Source organism: Streptomyces sp. NRRL F-6676, from assembly GCF_000725625.1.
In the GTDB taxonomy this organism is placed as follows: domain Bacteria; phylum Actinomycetota; class Actinomycetes; order Streptomycetales; family Streptomycetaceae; genus Streptomyces.
The window spans coordinates 154436-170484 of sequence record NZ_JOHS01000008.1 but is presented as its reverse complement, the minus strand read 5'-3'; the positions used below and the strand labels follow the sequence as shown (position 1 = coordinate 170484).

The 16049-nt window shown below is 75.2% G+C and carries 19 protein-coding genes; 5 read left to right on the top strand and 14 right to left on the bottom strand.

From position 1 onward, the window contains the following. The first annotated feature begins 96 nt into the window (after positions 1-96). Both rho and IO29_RS07485 read left to right on the top strand, forming a co-directional pair. Positions 97-1266 (top strand): transcription termination factor Rho, encoded by a 1170-nt coding sequence (rho, locus tag IO29_RS07490; RefSeq protein ID WP_030377923.1) that lies wholly within the window; start codon positions 97-99, stop codon positions 1264-1266. Between the two features lie 163 nt (positions 1267-1429). After that, positions 1430-2644: a D-alanyl-D-alanine carboxypeptidase family protein gene (locus IO29_RS07485; protein ID WP_030377922.1), complete on the top strand. Its 1215-nt coding sequence runs from the start codon at positions 1430-1432 to the stop codon at positions 2642-2644. Between the two features lie 231 nt (positions 2645-2875). Here the strand turns inward: IO29_RS07485 and IO29_RS07480 are convergent, their stop codons facing one another. From IO29_RS07480 to IO29_RS07450, 7 genes are all read right to left on the bottom strand, one after another. Beyond that, complete coding sequence (locus IO29_RS07480; RefSeq protein ID WP_234307399.1) at positions 2876-3850, bottom strand: asparaginase; 975 nt, start codon at positions 3848-3850, stop codon at positions 2876-2878. Positions 3851-3945: 95 nt separating this feature from the next. Beyond that, positions 3946-4605, bottom strand: a complete 660-nt coding sequence (locus IO29_RS07475; protein WP_030377920.1) for a FadR/GntR family transcriptional regulator — start codon at positions 4603-4605, stop codon at positions 3946-3948. A gap of 163 nt (positions 4606-4768) precedes the next feature. After that, the gene (locus tag IO29_RS07470) at positions 4769-5605 is read right to left on the bottom strand and encodes an undecaprenyl-diphosphate phosphatase (protein ID WP_030377919.1); all 837 of its coding nucleotides are present in this window, start codon (positions 5603-5605) and stop codon (positions 4769-4771) included. 196 nt (positions 5606-5801) lie between these two features. Further along, the gene (gene crcB, locus IO29_RS07465) at positions 5802-6173 is read right to left on the bottom strand and encodes a fluoride efflux transporter CrcB (RefSeq protein WP_030377918.1); all 372 of its coding nucleotides are present in this window, start codon (positions 6171-6173) and stop codon (positions 5802-5804) included. Then, the gene (locus tag IO29_RS07460) at positions 6170-6580 is read right to left on the bottom strand and encodes a DUF190 domain-containing protein (RefSeq protein WP_030377917.1); all 411 of its coding nucleotides are present in this window, start codon (positions 6578-6580) and stop codon (positions 6170-6172) included. The genes crcB (IO29_RS07465) and IO29_RS07460 overlap by 4 nt, the downstream gene beginning before the upstream one ends. Beyond that, positions 6577-7065, bottom strand: a complete 489-nt coding sequence (crcB, locus tag IO29_RS07455) for a fluoride efflux transporter CrcB (protein ID WP_030377916.1) — start codon at positions 7063-7065, stop codon at positions 6577-6579. The genes IO29_RS07460 and crcB (IO29_RS07455) overlap by 4 nt, the downstream gene beginning before the upstream one ends. 313 nt (positions 7066-7378) lie before the next feature. Then, the gene (locus IO29_RS07450; protein ID WP_051707359.1) at positions 7379-7630 is read right to left on the bottom strand and encodes a helix-turn-helix domain-containing protein; all 252 of its coding nucleotides are present in this window, start codon (positions 7628-7630) and stop codon (positions 7379-7381) included. A 222-nt stretch (positions 7631-7852) separates the two neighbouring features. Here IO29_RS07450 and IO29_RS07445 point away from each other — a divergent pair, with 222 nt between their 5' ends. Continuing rightward, positions 7853-8206, top strand: coding sequence for a VOC family protein (locus IO29_RS07445; RefSeq protein ID WP_030377914.1), 354 nt, complete (start codon positions 7853-7855; stop codon positions 8204-8206). 42 nt (positions 8207-8248) lie between these two features. Then, the gene (locus tag IO29_RS07440) at positions 8249-8638 is read left to right on the top strand and encodes a MarR family winged helix-turn-helix transcriptional regulator (RefSeq protein WP_030377913.1); all 390 of its coding nucleotides are present in this window, start codon (positions 8249-8251) and stop codon (positions 8636-8638) included. 87 nt (positions 8639-8725) lie between these two features. Here IO29_RS07440 and IO29_RS07435 read toward each other — a convergent pair whose 3' ends face one another. From IO29_RS07435 to lnt, 5 genes are all read right to left on the bottom strand, one after another. Beyond that, a complete protein-coding gene (locus tag IO29_RS07435; protein WP_030377912.1) occupies positions 8726-9127 on the bottom strand; it encodes an SseB family protein in 402 nt (133 codons plus the stop codon). 135 nt (positions 9128-9262) lie between these two features. Next, positions 9263-9916 (bottom strand): sigma-70 family RNA polymerase sigma factor, encoded by a 654-nt coding sequence (locus IO29_RS07430; protein ID WP_030377911.1) that lies wholly within the window; start codon positions 9914-9916, stop codon positions 9263-9265. Positions 9917-10144: 228 nt separating this feature from the next. Next, positions 10145-10834 (bottom strand): hypothetical protein, encoded by a 690-nt coding sequence (locus tag IO29_RS07425; RefSeq protein WP_030377910.1) that lies wholly within the window; start codon positions 10832-10834, stop codon positions 10145-10147. 256 nt (positions 10835-11090) lie between these two features. Continuing rightward, entirely contained in the window at positions 11091-11567 is a 477-nt protein-coding gene (locus IO29_RS07420) for an NUDIX hydrolase (RefSeq protein WP_030377909.1), read from the bottom strand. A 25-nt stretch (positions 11568-11592) separates the two neighbouring features. Next, positions 11593-13239 carry an apolipoprotein N-acyltransferase gene (gene lnt / locus IO29_RS07415; protein WP_030377908.1) on the bottom strand — a complete coding sequence of 549 codons (1647 nt, stop codon included), beginning with the start codon at positions 13237-13239 and terminating at the stop codon, positions 11593-11595. A 264-nt stretch (positions 13240-13503) separates the two neighbouring features. On the opposite strand from lnt, the gene IO29_RS07410 reads away from it, so the two are divergent. Next, positions 13504-14538: an O-antigen ligase family protein gene (locus tag IO29_RS07410; RefSeq protein ID WP_324608148.1), complete on the top strand. Its 1035-nt coding sequence runs from the start codon at positions 13504-13506 to the stop codon at positions 14536-14538. 55 nt (positions 14539-14593) lie between these two features. Here IO29_RS07410 and IO29_RS07405 read toward each other — a convergent pair whose 3' ends face one another. Then, positions 14594-15136 (bottom strand): hypothetical protein, encoded by a 543-nt coding sequence (locus tag IO29_RS07405; RefSeq protein WP_030377906.1) that lies wholly within the window; start codon positions 15134-15136, stop codon positions 14594-14596. 71 nt (positions 15137-15207) lie between these two features. Continuing rightward, positions 15208-15993: a glutamate racemase gene (locus tag IO29_RS07400; protein ID WP_030377905.1), complete on the bottom strand. Its 786-nt coding sequence runs from the start codon at positions 15991-15993 to the stop codon at positions 15208-15210. Between the last annotated feature and the right edge of the window lie 56 nt (positions 15994-16049).

Below are 16049 nucleotides of genomic sequence, written 5' to 3'. Positions count from 1 at the left end.
CGCCGCCCCGTGGAGACGTGCCCACAGGCCCTCCCCCTCGCGGCCCCCTCCCCTTCCGCGTGCTTCCGCGTCCGTTCCGAAAGGACCACCCTCCTCATGACGACCACTACGGCATCCACCACCAGACCCACCCTCGAACGACCCCCCGCGACACGGCAGACGCGCACCGCCGCCGGTCTCCTCGACCTCGACCGGCACGGGAAGGGCCACCTGCGCACCGGCGACTTCCTTCCCGCGCCCGCCGACGCCGAGGTCCCGGCCGCGCTGGTCCGCCGGTACGGGCTGCGCGCCGGTGACCACGTCGAGGGCACGCTCGGCGACCGCGGCGCCCTGGCCGACGTCGCTCTGGTCGGCGGCCGTACGCCCGCCGAGGCCCGGCGGCGGCCGCACTTCCACGACCTCACCCCGCTGCACCCGCGCGAGCGGCTGCGTCTGGAACACCCGGCGAGCGGGGTCTCCGGACGCCTGATGGACCTGCTCGCGCCGGTCGGCAAGGGGCAGCGCGGGCTGCTCGTCGCCCCGCCCAAGACCGGCAAGACCGTACTGCTCCAGCAGATCGCCGCGGCCGTGGCCGGCAACCACCCCGAGTGCCACCTCATGGTGGTCCTGCTCGACGAACGGCCCGAGGAGGTGACCGACATGCGGCGCTCGGTGCGCGGCGAGGTCTACGCCTCCACCTTCGACCGGACGCCCAAGCAGCACATCGCACTCGCCGAACTCGTCGTGGAGCGCGCCAAGCGGCTCGTCGAGCAGGGCCGTGACGTGGTGATCCTGCTCGACTCGCTGACCCGGCTGTGCCGCGCCCACAACAACGCGGCAGGCTCCGGCGGCCGCACGCTCAGCGGCGGCGTCGACGCGGCGGCGCTGCTCGGCCCGAAGCGGTTCTTCGGCGCCGCGCGGCTCGCCGAGGAGGGCGGCTCGCTCACCATCCTGGCCACCGCCCTGGTGGAGACCGGCTCCCGCGCCGACGACTACTTCTTCGAGGAGCTCAAGAGCACCGGCAACATGGAACTGCGGCTGGACCGCACCCTGGCCGGCCGGCGCGTCTTCCCCGCCGTGGACCTCGCCGCCTCCGGCACCCGGCGTGAGGAACTCCTCATCCCGCAGAGCGAGTTGACCACCGTGCGCGGCCTGCGCCGGGCGCTCGTGTCCCGCGACGGCCAGGCCCAGGGGCCGAACGGCTACGAGACACTGCTGCAACGTCTGCGCGCGACCCCGGACAACGCCACGTTCCTGCACCAGGTGCAGCCGACGCTGCGGCAGTAATGAGCGGGGGCCGTACGGCGGCCCCGGTACCGGCGGCGCCACGCACCTTCCGCCCGCCCGGTGTCCGTACGCCGCGCGGCCGCTGCGGCAACCGGGTGCCGGATCCGCCCGTTCGGACCGGCCCGACCGGCGCGGACGGCCTCCTTTCCCGACCGTTGCCGGTATGACCCTCGGCTTCTCACACCGCATTGCCGTCTGTGGCGCCGCCGTCTGCGCGGTCGGCGCGCTCGCCCTCGCGCCGGGCTCGTCCGCCGCCGACACGGGCCCGTCGGCACCTGCGCCAGGGATGTCCTCGGCACCGGCGCCGGCTTCCCCGCCGAGCGCGGCGTCCGACGGGGCCGGCACGCGGGTACGGCCGCGGGCGGGAGCTCCCGCGGTGCCCGAGGTCTCCGCGCTCTCCTGGCTGGTGGCCGACGCCGACACCGGGGACGTGCTCGCCGCGCACGACGCGCACCGTCCGCTGCCGCCCGCGAGCACGCTGAAGACCCTGTTCGCGCTCACCGTGCTCCCCGCGCTGCCGAGCGACGCCCGGCACACCGTCAGCGAGCCGGAACTCGAGGGCATCGGCCCCGGCAGCAGCCTCGTCGGTGTCGCCGAGGGGCTCACCTACACCGTGGCCGACCTGTGGCGCGGGGTCTTCCTCAGCTCGGGCAACGACGCGGTGCACGTCCTGGCCGCGATGAACGGCGGCCTGGAGGCCACCACCCGTCAGATGCGGTCAAAGGCGCGGGAACTGGGTGCGCTCGACACCCATGTGGTCTCGCCCGACGGCTACGACCGGCCGGGGCAGGTGTCCTCGGCGTACGACCTCGCCGTCTTCGGCCGCGCCGGACTGCACGACCCCGACTTCGCCCGCTACTGCGACACGCCCGTGGCGTACTTCCCCGGGTACGGGCAGCCGTACGGCATCCAGAACACCAACCGCCTGCTCACCGGGGCCGACGGGGTGGCGCCGTACCCCGGTCTGATCGGCGTCAAGAACGGCTACACCAGCAACGCGGGCAACACGCTGATCGCGGCGGCGCACCGGGGCGGGCACACGCTCGTCGTGACGGTGCTCCACCCCCAGGCGGGCGGGGGCTTCCAGGTGTACGAGGAGGCGCGGGCGCTGCTCGACTGGGGGTTCGGGGCGGAGGGCCATGTGACGGCGGTGGGTTCCCTGACACCCCACCGGCCCGCATCGCCGGGCCCTGCCTCCACCCCGGCGAAGGCCCACCCCGGCGCACCGGCCCGGCCCCACGCCCAGGACGGCGCGGGCTCCCCGGAGTCGGTCCTCCTGGTAGGCGCGGCGGCACTGACGACGGCGACGGCACTGACCCTTGCGTTGCGCTCCGCGGGTAGGGCGCGGGCACGCGGAAGAGCTCGGGGGGTGCGGTGAGTTGGCGGGTGCGGTGAGTTGGCGGGTGCGGGCGGGAAGGTGACTGGTCGCGCAGTTCCCCGCGCCCCTGGGGTGATCGGGGCGGGCCGGGGCTTTGGGGCGCGGCCCCAGGCATTGCTCGGGGAACCAGGGGGCGGAGCCCCCGCGTCCCACCCACCCGGGGTCGAAGGGGCGGAGCCCCTGGGGGACGGGAAGGGTAGGGGCGGCGGGGGCGAGGAAACGCCGTGAACCTCACCCGCCCACAGGCATCGCCAACGGCGGCGCCACGGTGACCGCCCCCACCGGCCGCCCGCCGCCCAGCAACGTCGCCCCCGCGAACGCCCCCAGCACCCCCCGCTCCACTCCCGCCCACTCCAACCCCGCGGCCATCACCGGCACCCTCGCCCGCTCCGCCCCGTCCGACACCTTCACCGCCACCGCCCGCCCATCCGGCAGCGCCGCGACCTGCACCCCCTCGAACCCGTCCTTGGACAACACACCCGGCACCGCCCCCATCAGCGCCGCCACGTCACGCCCCCGCCCGGACGCCATCTCCGCATGCCCCCGCACCGCGTCCGCCACCCGCGCCCGCGCCGTCCCGGCCGGCGCGGTGGTGAGCCGGGCCGCCGCCCGCGCCAGCCCCCGCAGGGAGACGGCGAACAGCGGCGCACCGCAGCCGTCGACGCTGACCCGGGCGATCCGCTGCCCGGTCAGCTCCTCGACGGTCGCGGCGATCGCCCGCTGCAACGGGTGCCCGGGGTCGAGGTAGTCCTCCAGCGACCACCCGTTCACCCGGCACGTGTACAGCATCGCCGCATGCTTGCCCGAACAGTTCTGGGCCGACCGCGACGGCCCCCGCCCCGCCCGGATCCACGCGTCCCGCTCCCCCGCCCCGAACGGCAGATCGGGCACATTGCGCAGCTCGCCCTCGCCGAGCCCCGCCTGCCCGAGGATGCGGCGGACGCCGTCGAGGTGCCGCTCCTCCCCGGAGTGGCTCGCCGCGGCCAGCGCCAGCAGTTCCCCGTCGAGCGGCAGCCCGGCACGCACCATGGCGACCGCCTGGACGGGCTTGAGCGCCGAGCGCGGATAGAACGCGGCCTCGGTGTCGCCGACGTCCAGCAGCACCTCCCCGTCGGCACCGAGGACGACGACCGACCCGTAGTGCACCCCTTCGACGAGCCCCCCGCGCACCACATGCGCGACGGGCGCGTGACGGGGCTCACGCACCACGGGAGCATCGGCCACGCCGGCCCCGGTATCCCCCGTAGCCCCGGGCCCAGAACCCTGATACTGCCGCTGCTCGCTCAACGCTCCGCTCCGCCTCACGTGGGGGTACCCGTGCGCGCCGGGCGCACGATGTCGGTCAGGGTCGTCTCGACCCGGTCGAGATGGTGGGACATGGCCCGCACCGCGTCCTGCTCCGAGCCGTCGGCGAGGGCCTCGACGAGCGCGCGGTGCTCGCGGTTCGACTGCTCGCGCCGGCCGCCCAGATCGTTGAGGAAGGCCGACTGGCGGGCCAGCGCGTCCCGGATCTCCTCGATCACCCGGCGGAAGACCGGGTTCTGGGCGGCTTCGGCCACGCTGAGATGGAAGAGGGTGTCCATCGCCACCCAGGCGACGGTGTCCGTCTCCCGCTCCATGCGGTCCAGGAGGTGCGTCAGCCGGTCCAGGTCGTCCGGGGTGCGGCGCAGTGCCGCGTAGCCGGCGACGGGGATCTCGACATGGCGGCGCACTTCGAGCAGGTGGGCGGCGGTGTAGTCGCCGAAGGTGGGGTCCTCGACGGTGTCGGCGACGACGAAGGTGCCCCGGCCGGTCCGGGAGACGGTCAGCCCCATGGTCTGAAGGGCCCGCAGGGCCTCCCGCAGCACGGGCCGGCTGACCTCCAGGGTGCGGCACAGCTCGGCCTCGGAGGGCAGCCGCTCGCCGATGGCGTACTCGCCGCGCTCTATCGCGCCGCGCAGATGGGTGAGTACCGCCTCCATGGCGCTGACCCGCCGCGGGCCCCGCCCGGCCGCCTGCCGGGGGCCCTGACCCGCTGTCTGGCTGTCTGACAGGTTCACGGGCCGATCCTGCGTCCGCCGAAACGTTTCTGTCAAACGGGGCCGGGGGTGCGGACCACGCGGCCCGCACCCCCGCGAACAAGTGTCAGGCGTCGAGCACACCTGCGCCGAGCAGCCCCATCAGGGCCACGCCGATCACGATCCGGTAGATCACGAACGCGTTGAAGGAGTGCTTGGCGACGAACTTCAGCAGCCAGGCGATGGACGCGTAGGCCACCACGAACGACACGATCGTGCCCGTGGCCAGCGGCGCGACACCCACGCCGGCGCCCAGCGCGTCCTTCAGCTCGTACAGACCGGCGCCGGTGAGCGCGGGGATGCCGAGGAAGAACGACAGCCGGGTCGCGGCGACCCGGTCCAGGTCGAGGATGAGTGCCGTGGACATCGTCGCGCCGGAGCGGGAGAAGCCGGGGAAGAGCAGCGCGAGGATCTGCGAGGTGCCGACCAGCATCGCGTCCTTGAACGACGTGTCGTCCTCGCCCCGCTTGTGCCGGCCCATCTGGTCGGCCGCCCACATCACCCCGCTGCCGACGATCAGCGAGCCCGCCACCACCCACAGCGAGGCCAGCGGACCCTCGATCAGCGGCTTGGCGGCGAGGCCGACGATCACGATCGGGATCGTCGCGTAGATCACCCACCAGGCGAACTTGTAGTCGTGGTGGTACCGCTCCTCCTTGTTCGCCAGTCCGCGGCCCCAGGCGGAGACGATCCGCACGATGTCCTTGAAGAAGTACACGAGCACCGCGGCGATCGCACCGACCTGGATGACGGCCGAGAACCCGACGACGGCGTCGTTGTCGACGGGAATGCCCATCAGCCCCTCGGTGATCTTCAGATGGCCGGTGGAGGAGACGGGCAGGAACTCGGTCACCCCCTCGACGGCTCCGAGGACGACGGCCTGACCGACGTTGATGACGCTCATGGGATCCAGTTCTGCTCGCGGAAGAGGAAAAGTACGGACACGTGAGGAACGCACGTGCACGTAAGGACGGCGACGGGCCGCGGCAAGCTGCTCGGCGGGGAGTGTCTTACCAACGGGGTACCGGCGGCGCGGGGGTGGCGGGGACAGTCTTACTACACGTGTGTGCGGGCCTCTTCACCGCCACGGTCCACCCGCCTCACCACAGGGCGCCGGCGAGCGAGACACCGGCGAAGGCCGCGCCGAGCCCGGCCGCCACGCTCGCCGTCGCGTTGAGGGCCGCGTAGGAGCGGGCGCCGTCCTGGGCGAGGCGCAGGGTCTCGTAGGAGAACGTCGAGTAGGTGGTCAGGGCCCCGCAGAGACCGGTGCCCACCAGCAGTTGCAGCCGGGAGCCTGCGGCGCCCGCGGCCGCGGCGCCGGTCAGGAGGCCGAGGACCACGCAGCCGGCGACGTTGACCACGAAGGTCCCCCAGGGGAAGACCGAGTCGTGCCGGGACTGCACCGCACGGTCGGTGAGATAGCGCAGCGGGGCGCCGGCCATGGCGCCCACGACGACCAGCAGCCAGTTCACAACGAGTTCTTACCTTCCGGGTCCGGTTCGTCCGGGTGTCGTCCGGGGCCGCCGGGGTCCCGTGCGCCGTCGCCCGGGCGGGCGGGGGTGAGCAGCTCGCATGTGTCGAGGACGGCGGCTCCCCCGGTGAGCAACTCCTCGATCGAGGGCAGGAAGGCCCGTACCCGGTCCTCGGCGTCCACGACGACGACGGCCACCGGGAGGTCCTCGCTGAGCGAGAGCAGCCGGGAGGTGTGGATCACCGAGGAGGCGCCGAACCCCTCGACGCCGCGGAACACGCTCGCCCCGGCGAGCCCGGCGGCGTGGGCGCGGTGCACGATCTCCGCGTAGAGGGGCCTGTGGTGCCAGGTGTCGCACTCGCCGACGATCACGGTCAGGCGCAGCGCGCGGCGAAGGGGAAGGGTCATCGGGGGCTCCGGGTCGAACGCAGGAGGCGGTGGGTGGCGGTCGCGGCGAGCCACACCGCGGCCAGGGCCGCGAGCAGGGTGGCGGCGAGGTAGGCGAGGCCGGTGCGGGGGTGGCCCGCGTCGAGGAGCTTCTCGATGTCGACGGCGTACGTCGAGAACGTGGTGAAGCCGCCGAGCACGCCGGTGCCGAAGAAGGGCCGGACGAGGGGGTGGGCGGTCCACGCCTCGGCGAGAAGCGTCATGAAGACGCCGATCACGGCGCACCCGACGACGTTGACCCACAGGGTGGCCCAGGGGAAGCCGTCCGTGGCGGTCGGCCACAGCAGGCCGGCGGCGTAGCGGGCGGTGGCACCGAGGGCGCCGCCGAGCGCGACCACCGCGACCGCGCGGCCCTGGCCGCGCCACACGGGCGGGCGGCGCACGGGCGTGGGGGCGGTGGGCGCGGGGGTTTCGTCGTCGACGCGGTCGGGGTGCGGGACCGTCATGGACTGCTCCTACTCGCCGGGGCCCGGTCGGCCGGGCACGCTCGGGTGCAAGTAGGGACCGTTGGCGGCGACCCTGCCGCGGTTCGGGTACGGCGGGCCCCACCGCCGCGCCGCGACACGGGGTCGCGGCCGGTCGCAAGGCTATCGCGCGGGGCGGAGGGCGTGCGAACGGCCGCCGGGAGACCGGGGTTCGGAGGGCATTGGGGTTCGGAGGGCACCGGGGGGAGGGGGCCCCGGAAGCCGGGGCTCCGGTGTCCGGGGACGTCGGTGCCCGGGGATGTCGGTGCCCGGGGACGTCGGTGCCCGGGGGCGGCTACCACCCCGTCTCGAACAGATCGCGGGCCTCCGCGATGCGTGCCTCGTCGCGGTGGTAGCGCGTCCGCCCGCCGGTGCGTTCGGTGCGCAGCAGACGGGCGGCGGTGAGGAAGTCGAGATGGGCGCGGGCGAGATCGGGGGGTATGCCGAGCCGTGCGGCGACGGCGGGGGCGGTGGCGCCGTCGTGTTCCACCAGCAGCTCCAGGATGCGGCGGCGGATCCCGCCGCCGCCCATGGGTGACTTCAGCACGGCGCCCCTTCCTGACGACCTCGCGCTGCCCACTGTGACGTGGGGCGGGGGGTCGCGCAGAGGGGGTAATGGGCCGAAGTCGCCCGGGGGGTGGCGGCGCGCGTGGGCCGGGCCCTCGGAACCGGTCAGTTTTCGAGAAGCCGACGGGCGGCTCCCCCGCCTAGCGTGGAATCACCGGGGCCGGACGGCCGCGGACCGTACGAGAGCCGAGGAGTCGCCGCCATGACCGGTGGAGTGCAGACCGTCATCTACCCCGTCAAGGACCTCGAGCGGGCGAAGGCGGTGTTCAGGGCGCTGCTGGAGACGGAGCCGTACGCCGACGAGCCGTACTACGTGGGCTTCAAGGACGCCGGGCAGGACATCGGGCTCGACCCCAACGGGCACGCCAGGGGAATGACCGGTCCGGTCCCCTACTGGCACGTGAGCGACATCCGGGCCCGCGTCGCCGCACTGCGCGAGGTCGGCGCCGAGGTGTTGCAGGACGTGCAGGACGTCGGCGGCGGGAAGCTGATCGCCTTCCTGAAGGACGCGGACGGCAACCTGCTGGGCCTCACCGAGGACGCGGCCCAGAGTTAGTTGCATAGTCAACGAATGGCCGGATTCTGTTACCGTTCGGGTATGTCAGCGAAGACGGCCGCATCCCCGCTCGAGGAGCGGTGGCGGGACATCCTGTCGGTGCATGCGCGCACGATGTGCGAGATCGACCGTGTGCTGCACCCGCACGGCCTGGGGGCCAGCGATTTCGAGGTGCTCGACCTGCTCTCCGCGCAGGCCCCGCGCGAGGGCGAGCAGTGCCGGGTGCAGAACCTCGTCGGCCGGGTCCATCTCAGCCAGAGCGCGCTGTCCCGGCTCATCGGCCGGCTGGAGAAGGACGGTCTGGTGACGCGCTCCGTCTGCGAGCACGACCGGCGCGGGGTCTGGGTCGCCCTGACCGAGAAGGGCCGGGCGCTGCACGCGGAGGTGCGTCCGCTCCAGCGGGCGGCGCTGGAGCGGACACTGAGCGGCTGACGGTACGGCACCAGGGGCAGCGGGCCGGCCGGCATCGGCCGGGCCGTGCCCGCCGGCGCCTTTCGGGGGCGGGCCAGCCGGCGGGTCTCAGGGCCGGGCCAGCCGGCTCCGTACCCCCTGCGAGTCGAGGGTGAGGCCGTGCGGTGAGGCGGCGTCGATGGTGAGGGACAGCTCGTCGGCCGGCCACTGGGCCGCCAGCGCCCCGAGCGGGACCAGGCGGTAGCGGGAGACGGAGGGCAGCAGGTCCGCCATCTCCCCCTCCGAGGTGAACACCGGCACGGTCGGTTCCCCGCCCGGCTGTTCGAGCACGGGCAGCGCCACCGTGCCCGGATCGGTGGCGTCCTGGTCGGCGGCGTCGTCCGGCACGGGGATCAGGACCTCGCTCCCGGCCAGCGTGTCCAGCGCGTCGGTGTCCTGCGCGTCCACCAGCAGCGTGCTGAGCGCGTCCCGGACGGCGGTGGTCCTGCGGGGGTTTTCGGGTGTGGTCATGGCGAATTCCCAGGTCGTGGCGGTCGGGCCGGCCGCTGTTCGAACAGCCCGATCGGACCCGGGGCGTCTACCCAGGCGCAACCGGACCATGCGCCGCCGGTACGTGCCCTTCGCGGCGCGCACCGGCGGCGGGAATCAGGCGGCGGTCAGGGCGGGAGAGGTGCCCTCCGCCGCGGTGAGCAGATCCAGCAGGGCCGCCCGGGCGCGGGCCACACGGGAGCGGACCGTGCCCACGGGGCAGTCGCCGACCTCGGCCGCCTCCGCGTAGGGCAGTCCGAGGAACTGGGTGAGTACGAACGCCTCGCGCCGCTCGGCGGGGAGCGTGGCGAGGAGGTCGAGGAGTGCGACGCCGTCGTCGAAGCCGGGCAGACCGCGCGGCTGGGCCCGCTCGACGACCGGCCGCCAGTCCGGGACGTCGCTGAGCCTGGGGCGCGCGGCCGCCTGACGGAAACTGTCGGCCACCGCACGGCGGGCGATGGACAGCAGCCAACTGCGGGCCGAGGAACGGCCCTCGAAACGGTGCAGGCTGCCGAGCGCCCGCAGGAACGTGTCCTGGGCGAGGTCGTCGACGGCCTGCGGGTCGGCGCACAGATGGGCGACGTACCGCAGCACGTCACGGTGGAGGGCGCGGACGAAACGGTCCACGGCGTCCGGGTCGCCGGCGCGGGCGGCCAGCGCCCAGGCGGTCGTCGCCTCGTCGTTCGCCGCGTGGACGTGGTCGGTCCTCGTGTGCTCGGTCCTCGCGTGGCCGCGGTCGGCCGGGGCCGCCGTCGCGGACGGGGAGATCAGGGCAGGAGTGGTCACCGGAGGTCCTTCTCGGGTCGTCCGGCGTCCGGACCGCGGGCGCGCGGGCCGAGCGAGGGCGCGACGGCGCGCGACGGCGAGCGACGGCGCACCGCGGTACGGAGCCGGTGGGCGGGAACGGCCGTACGGCGGGGCGCGTGCGGTGCACGGGCGCCGGGGCGTGCGGCCCGGACCCGGGGCGCACAGGGGCGCCCCGGGTGGTTCCGGCTGTCGTCAGGCGACAGCGGCCCCCGCGGGCGGACCCCGGGTGGTGATCGTGTGGACGAGCGGGTCCTGCCCCGGCGCCCGGTCCGGGCGGCGGCGGCGCGACCGGACGCGGGGGCGGTCGGGCGGTGCGGGCAGCGCGCGCAGCAGCCGCAGCGGTGCGGCGAGCCGCGCGGCCATGGCGCGCAGCAGACGGAAGGCGGCGCGCTCGCCGTACGCGAGCCACAGGCCGCACAGCAGTGCGGCCAGCAGGTGGGCGGTGAACATGCCGAGGGTGGCGGCGTCCGGGAGGGGCACGAGGGCGTGCGGCGTCGACCCCGCGCCCATGTCCATGTCCATGTCCACGCCCATGCCCATGCCCGTGTGTGCGGACGCCCCGTGCGGGTGCTGTGGGTGCATCGCGTGCATCGCGTGCATCGGCATGGACGCCGTCGTCCCGGACCCGGGCTCCCGCGCCAGGGTGAACGCCGTGTGCAGGGCCGTCTGCGCCGCGACGACGGCCGTCACGACCGTCCTGAGCCCGCGTTCGCGCCCCGCGAGGCACCACCCGGCGGCCGCGGTCGGTGCGGCGCCGCCGAGGAGCGCCCACCAGGGGACGGAGCGGCCGGACATCAGGACGTGCCCGACGGCGGCGAGCAGCACGCAGACGGCCGCGAACATCGCGGCCCGCACCGTGCGCGCACCCCACCCTGCCGTCATGGCGCCCCATCGTCGCATCCGGGCATCGCCCGTCAGGAGTGGGTACGTCGTGCGCCCCCACCCGCTACTCAAGCCGGGTGGTGTGATCCGGACCACTGCGCGCTCCGGCGGCGCCCCTCAGGGGCGCGGGGAACCGCGCGAGAACCCCCCACCGGCCCGCGGCCGACCGCGCCACCGGACACCCCACGACGGGAGGGCGGCCCAGCCGAGCGGCGGCCCGGCGGACGACGACGGCCGATCCGGGCAGCGGCCCCGCTCAGCCCGCGGCGGCCCCGAACCACGCGGGCCCCTCGGTGAGCGCCTGCTTGATCCGGAAGCGATGCCCCTCGCGCAGCGGCGGCAGCGCGTCCAGCTCGAACCAGCCGACCGCGAGCGACTCGTCGTCGTTCACCCGGGGCTCCCCCGCCACGGCCCGGCAGCGGAAGGTGATGTCCATGAACTGGCAGATGTCGCCGTTGGCGTAGGTGACCTCGCGGCTCGCCCCGACCGACACGACCCGTTCGGCGACGCAGCGCACCGCCGTCTCCTCGTAGACCTCGCGCACGGCGCACTCCGCGGGCTGCTCCCCGGGGTCCGGGATGCCGCCGATCACCGCCCACTCGCGGTTGTCGGCGCGCTGGCCGAGCAGGACCCGGTTCGCGTCGTCCAGGACGACGGCGCTGACGCCGGGGATCCAGAGCAACTGGTGGCCCGCGGAGGCCCGGAGGGTGCGGATGAAATCAGGAGTGGCCATGCCGCGACCCTAAGGGTTGCCGCTGTCAGCCCTGGTCGGCCGCCCGCGCCGCGGTGCCGTCGGCCCGCCGCGCGCGGACCCTCGCGGTCACCGCCCAGCCGAGGCCGCCGGCCGCGACGAGGACGAGCGCCAGTTCGGGCAGGGTGCCGAGCCGGGTCGCGGGCGTCTGCGAGGAGCGCAGCGGCACCTTCTGCACCAGGGAGTCCGCGACGAACATGCCGGTCTTCTGGGTGATCCGGCCGTCCGGCATGATCACCGCGCTGACGCCGCTGGTCACCGGCACGGTGACGGTGCGGCTGTGCTCCACGGCGCGGACCCGGGACATCGCGAGCTGCTGGTACGTCATCTCGCTGCGGTCGAAGGTGGCGTTGTTGCTGGGCACCGAGATCAGCTGGGCGCCGTCGGTGACGGTGGAGCGGACGGTCCAGTCGAAGGCCGCCTCGTAGCAGGTGACGAGGCCGACGCGGGCGCCCGCCATGGTGAAGACGCCGGGTTCGTGACCCCGGCTGAAGTCCTGACGCACCATCGACGTCCACGTGTTGTTGATCGCGCCGATCATGCCGCGCAGCGGGAGGAACTCGCCGAAGGGCTGGATCTGCCGCTTGTCGTAGGTGTCCTGGGGGCCCTTCCGCGGGTCCCAGAGGATCTGTTCGTTGTAGAGCCTGCCGTCGCGTTCGATGACCGCGCCGACCGAGATGGGGGCCTTGATCGCCTTGGCTGCGCCGTCGATGACGGCGTAGGCGTCGGCGTTGGTGTAGGGGTCGATGTCGGAGGAGTTCTCCGGCCACAGCACGAGGTCGGGGCGGGCCTTCTTGCCGGCGTCGACCTCGGCGGCCAGCCGCCGGGTCTCGCGCGCGTGGTAGTCGAGGACGGCGCGGCGCTGGGAGTTGAAGTCCAGGCCCGCGCGCGGCACGTTGCCCTGGATGACGGCGACCGTCGTGGTGCCGTTCTCGGCCTCGTCGCTCACCAGCAGCCGGGCGGCGAACGCGCCGGCCACGGGAACGGCCACGCTCAGCAGGGCGACGGCGGCGGCCCCGCGCCGGAGCCGGCCGGTGCGCCGCATGGCGACGGCCAGGCGGACGGCTTCGCCGAGGCCGAAGCCGCACAGGACGACCGCGAAGCCGAGCACCGGGGTGCCGCCGGCCGCGGCGAGGGGCAGGAAGATCCCGTCGGCCTGGCCGAAGGCGATCTCGCCCCAGGGGAAGCCGCCGAACGGCACGCGCGCGCGTGCCGCCTCGCCGGCGATCCACAGGGCGGCCGCCCACAGCGGCCAGGCGGGCAGCCGGGAGACGACGGTGATGCCCGCGCCGACCAGCGCGACGAAGGCCGCCTCGGCGGCGACGAGCGCCAGCCACGGTCCGGGGCCGACCTCGACGCCGGTCCACACCAGGAGCGGCAGCAGGAACCCGAGCCCGAACAGATAGCCGAGGCCGAGCCCGGACTTCCAGGTCCGGCCGCGCAGCAGCAGGCCGAACCCGGCGAAGGCGGGGAGGGCCAGCCACGACAGGGTGCGGGGCGGGAAGCTGACGTAGAGGAGCACTCCGCAGAGCGCCGCGGCGGCGGCCGGCAGGAGCCGGCGCAGCAGGCGCAGGGGGCGTGCGGCCGGCGTGTCCCGGGGCGCGAGCCGGTCGGGACGGTCGGGCCGGTCCACGGAGGTGGCGGTGGCGGTCACTCCGGGAGTCTACGGGGCGTGACCTGCGGGCCGACAGTTCGGTCCGGTCCGTCCGCCGCGCCCGCGGTGCGGGCCGTCACCCCGGCTGGACCGTTTCTGCACAGCTCGTACACAAAACGGTCTCCGGCCGTTACGGTGTGCCCCAGTCCGGGACGAGGGTCGCCCGCCGCGTCCGGCCGCCATTCAGGGGCGGCGGGGCGCCGGTCACGGGCCGGGGCGCGCGCGACAGGGCGGGGGCGACGGGTGGAGACCGCAGGAGACGGGGTGGATGCCGCGGGGCCGCACCCCGCGGCCGCCGGGACGGCCGTGCGCGAGCGGCGCGGCAGCGCGGACGCGTGGGGCGTCGCGGTGCTCGGCGCCTGTGCGGCGTGGGCGCTGGTCACGGCGGCCGGGCGGGACGGCCGGCCCGAGGGGGTGCTGCTCGCGGTGCTCGCCGTCGCCGCCGGGTACGCCACGGGCCGGATCGCCGGTGCCCTGCTGCCGGTGACCGCGCCCGCCGTCGGTGCGCTGGCCGGGCTCGGGCTGGCGCTCGGCGCCCCGGACGCCACGGCCGGGCCCCGGCTCGCCGCGCCGCTCGGGCACGCCGGTGCCACGGCCGCGCTGCTGACCCTGTCGGCGGGCGCCGCCTGCTGTGCGGCCTGGGCCGCCGCGGCCCCGCTCCCGCGGTGCGCGCTGTGGCTCCTGGCCGCCGGTACCGCCGTGGCCGCCGCCGTGCGGGGGTCGGCGGCGGGGTGCGCGGCGTGTGCCGTGGTGCTGCTCTGCTCGCTGGCCGCCGCGCGGATGCGGCGCCGTGGGCTGGGCCTCGCCGGTCCGGCGGCCGTGGTCGCGGCGGCGGGCGGCCTGGCCTGGGCGCTCGCCGAGAACGTCCTGCCGGAGGGGTTGTCCGCATCGGCCGAGGGTCAGTTGGGCGCGTACCGGGTCCTGCTGTGGCGGGACGCGGTGGGGCTGGCCGGCCGTGACCCCCTGCTCGGCGCGGGGCCGGGCCGGTTCGGCGAGCTGAGCCCGGCCGCCGCGCAGACGCTCGCGTCCGACGGCCGGCCGCACTCGGCGGCCCTCCAGCAGGCGGCGGAGCAGGGCCTGGTCGGGGTGGCGCTGCTGGCGGCCGCGGGCGGCTGGGTGCTGTACGCGCTGTGGCGTTCGCCGCGCGGTACGCCGGTGGTGCTCAGCGCGGCCGTGGCGCTGGCGGCGGTCGGCGTCCTGGCGACGGCGGGCAACGCGCTGAGCTTCACGACGGTGACCGCGGGGGTCGGTGCACTGGCGGGCGTGGCGACGGCACGGCCGTTCGGCGACGGGGGGTGAGGGGGCGCCGGGGAGTGCGGGGGGCGGCACGTGAACCGGTCGCGCCCGGGGCCGTTCAGCCCGTCGTGTCCGCCACCGGCGGGTGCAGCCGGGCCCGGATGACGCGCACCGCGGTCTCCGCGTTGTCGACGGTGATGGTGAACACGTGCCCGTCCCACAGCCGCAGTACGAGCCCCTCGCCCCGCCGTACGACGACGGCGGTGCCCTTCTCGGGCCGCCAGCGGTAGCCCCAGCCGCCCCACTGGCGCGGGGTGACCCGGGGTGCGAACTCGGCACCGGCCACGTGGGCCAGCGGGATGCGGCGGCGCGGCAGCCCGATGTGACCGCAGCGCACCTCCAGGCACTCCGCGTCGACCTTCACGGCGACGTGCACGAAGGCGAGGGTGCCGAAGAGGATGAGCAGCCCGGCGGCGATGCAGCCCACGACGGACATCGCCAGCGCGGCGACGCCGGACGTCCAGGCGGAGTCGATGGCCAGTTGGATGCCGAGCGCGAGGCAGGCGGCGCCGGCGAGGGCCGCGAGCCACTGGACGCGGTTGGTGGCGCGTCCGGTCCAGATGTCCGGGTGCCTGTGGTCACCGTGGGGGTGGTCCCTCATGTCCATGAGGGTAGCCCGATTCCGCTCCGCGGGCAGTCGCTCGCGCAGGGTTGCCCCGGTGGCCGGCGGGTTCAGCGCGCGGAGCCGACCGTGTCCAGCAGCCGGCCCTCCTCGTAGGCGCCGGCCTCGGGGGGCAGCGGAGCCTCGCGTCCGCTCAGGAGCACCGTGAGAGCTCCCCGTACGGGGGCCTCCGGGTCCGGGAGCGCGCCGATGCGGCGCAGCGCCTGCGCGGCGACGGCCGTGGCGGAACCGTGCAGGACCAGCGGGGAGCGGCGGGGGCCGCGCAGGGCGGCGCGGATGCGCTCGGCGACCAGTTCGTAATGGGTGCAGCCCAGGACGACGGTCGTCGCCTCGTCCGGTGTGCGGGCGGCGGCGTCGGCGATCGCGGCGTCGATGGCGGCGTCGTCCGCGTGCTGCACGGCCTCGGCGAGTCCGGGGCAGGCGACCTCGGTGACGGCCATGCCGTCGGCGAACTCCTCGATGAGGCCGCGCTGGTAGGGGCTTCCCGTGGTGGCGGGGGTGGCCCAGATGGCGAAGGGCGCGCCGCCCGCCGCGGCCGGCTTGATCGCGGGGACGGTGCCGATGACCGGCAGCCCGGGTTCGAGGCGGGCCCGCAGCGTGGGCAGGGCGTGCACGGAGGCGGTGTTGCAGGCGACGACCAGGGCGTCGGGGCGCTGCGCGGCGGCGGCCTCGGCGACGGCCACGGCGTGTGCGGTGAGGTCCTCGGGGGTGCGCGGTCCCCAGGGCATGCCGTCGGGGTCGGAGGACAGTACGAGATCGGCGTCCGGTCGCAGTCGGCGTACCGCGGCGGCGGCCGGGAGCAGTCCGATTCCTGAGTCCATGAGCGCGATCTTCACTCGGTCACCTTAGACGATCCGTGTCGTACGGCCGCCGGTGTGGGGCAGACTGCGAC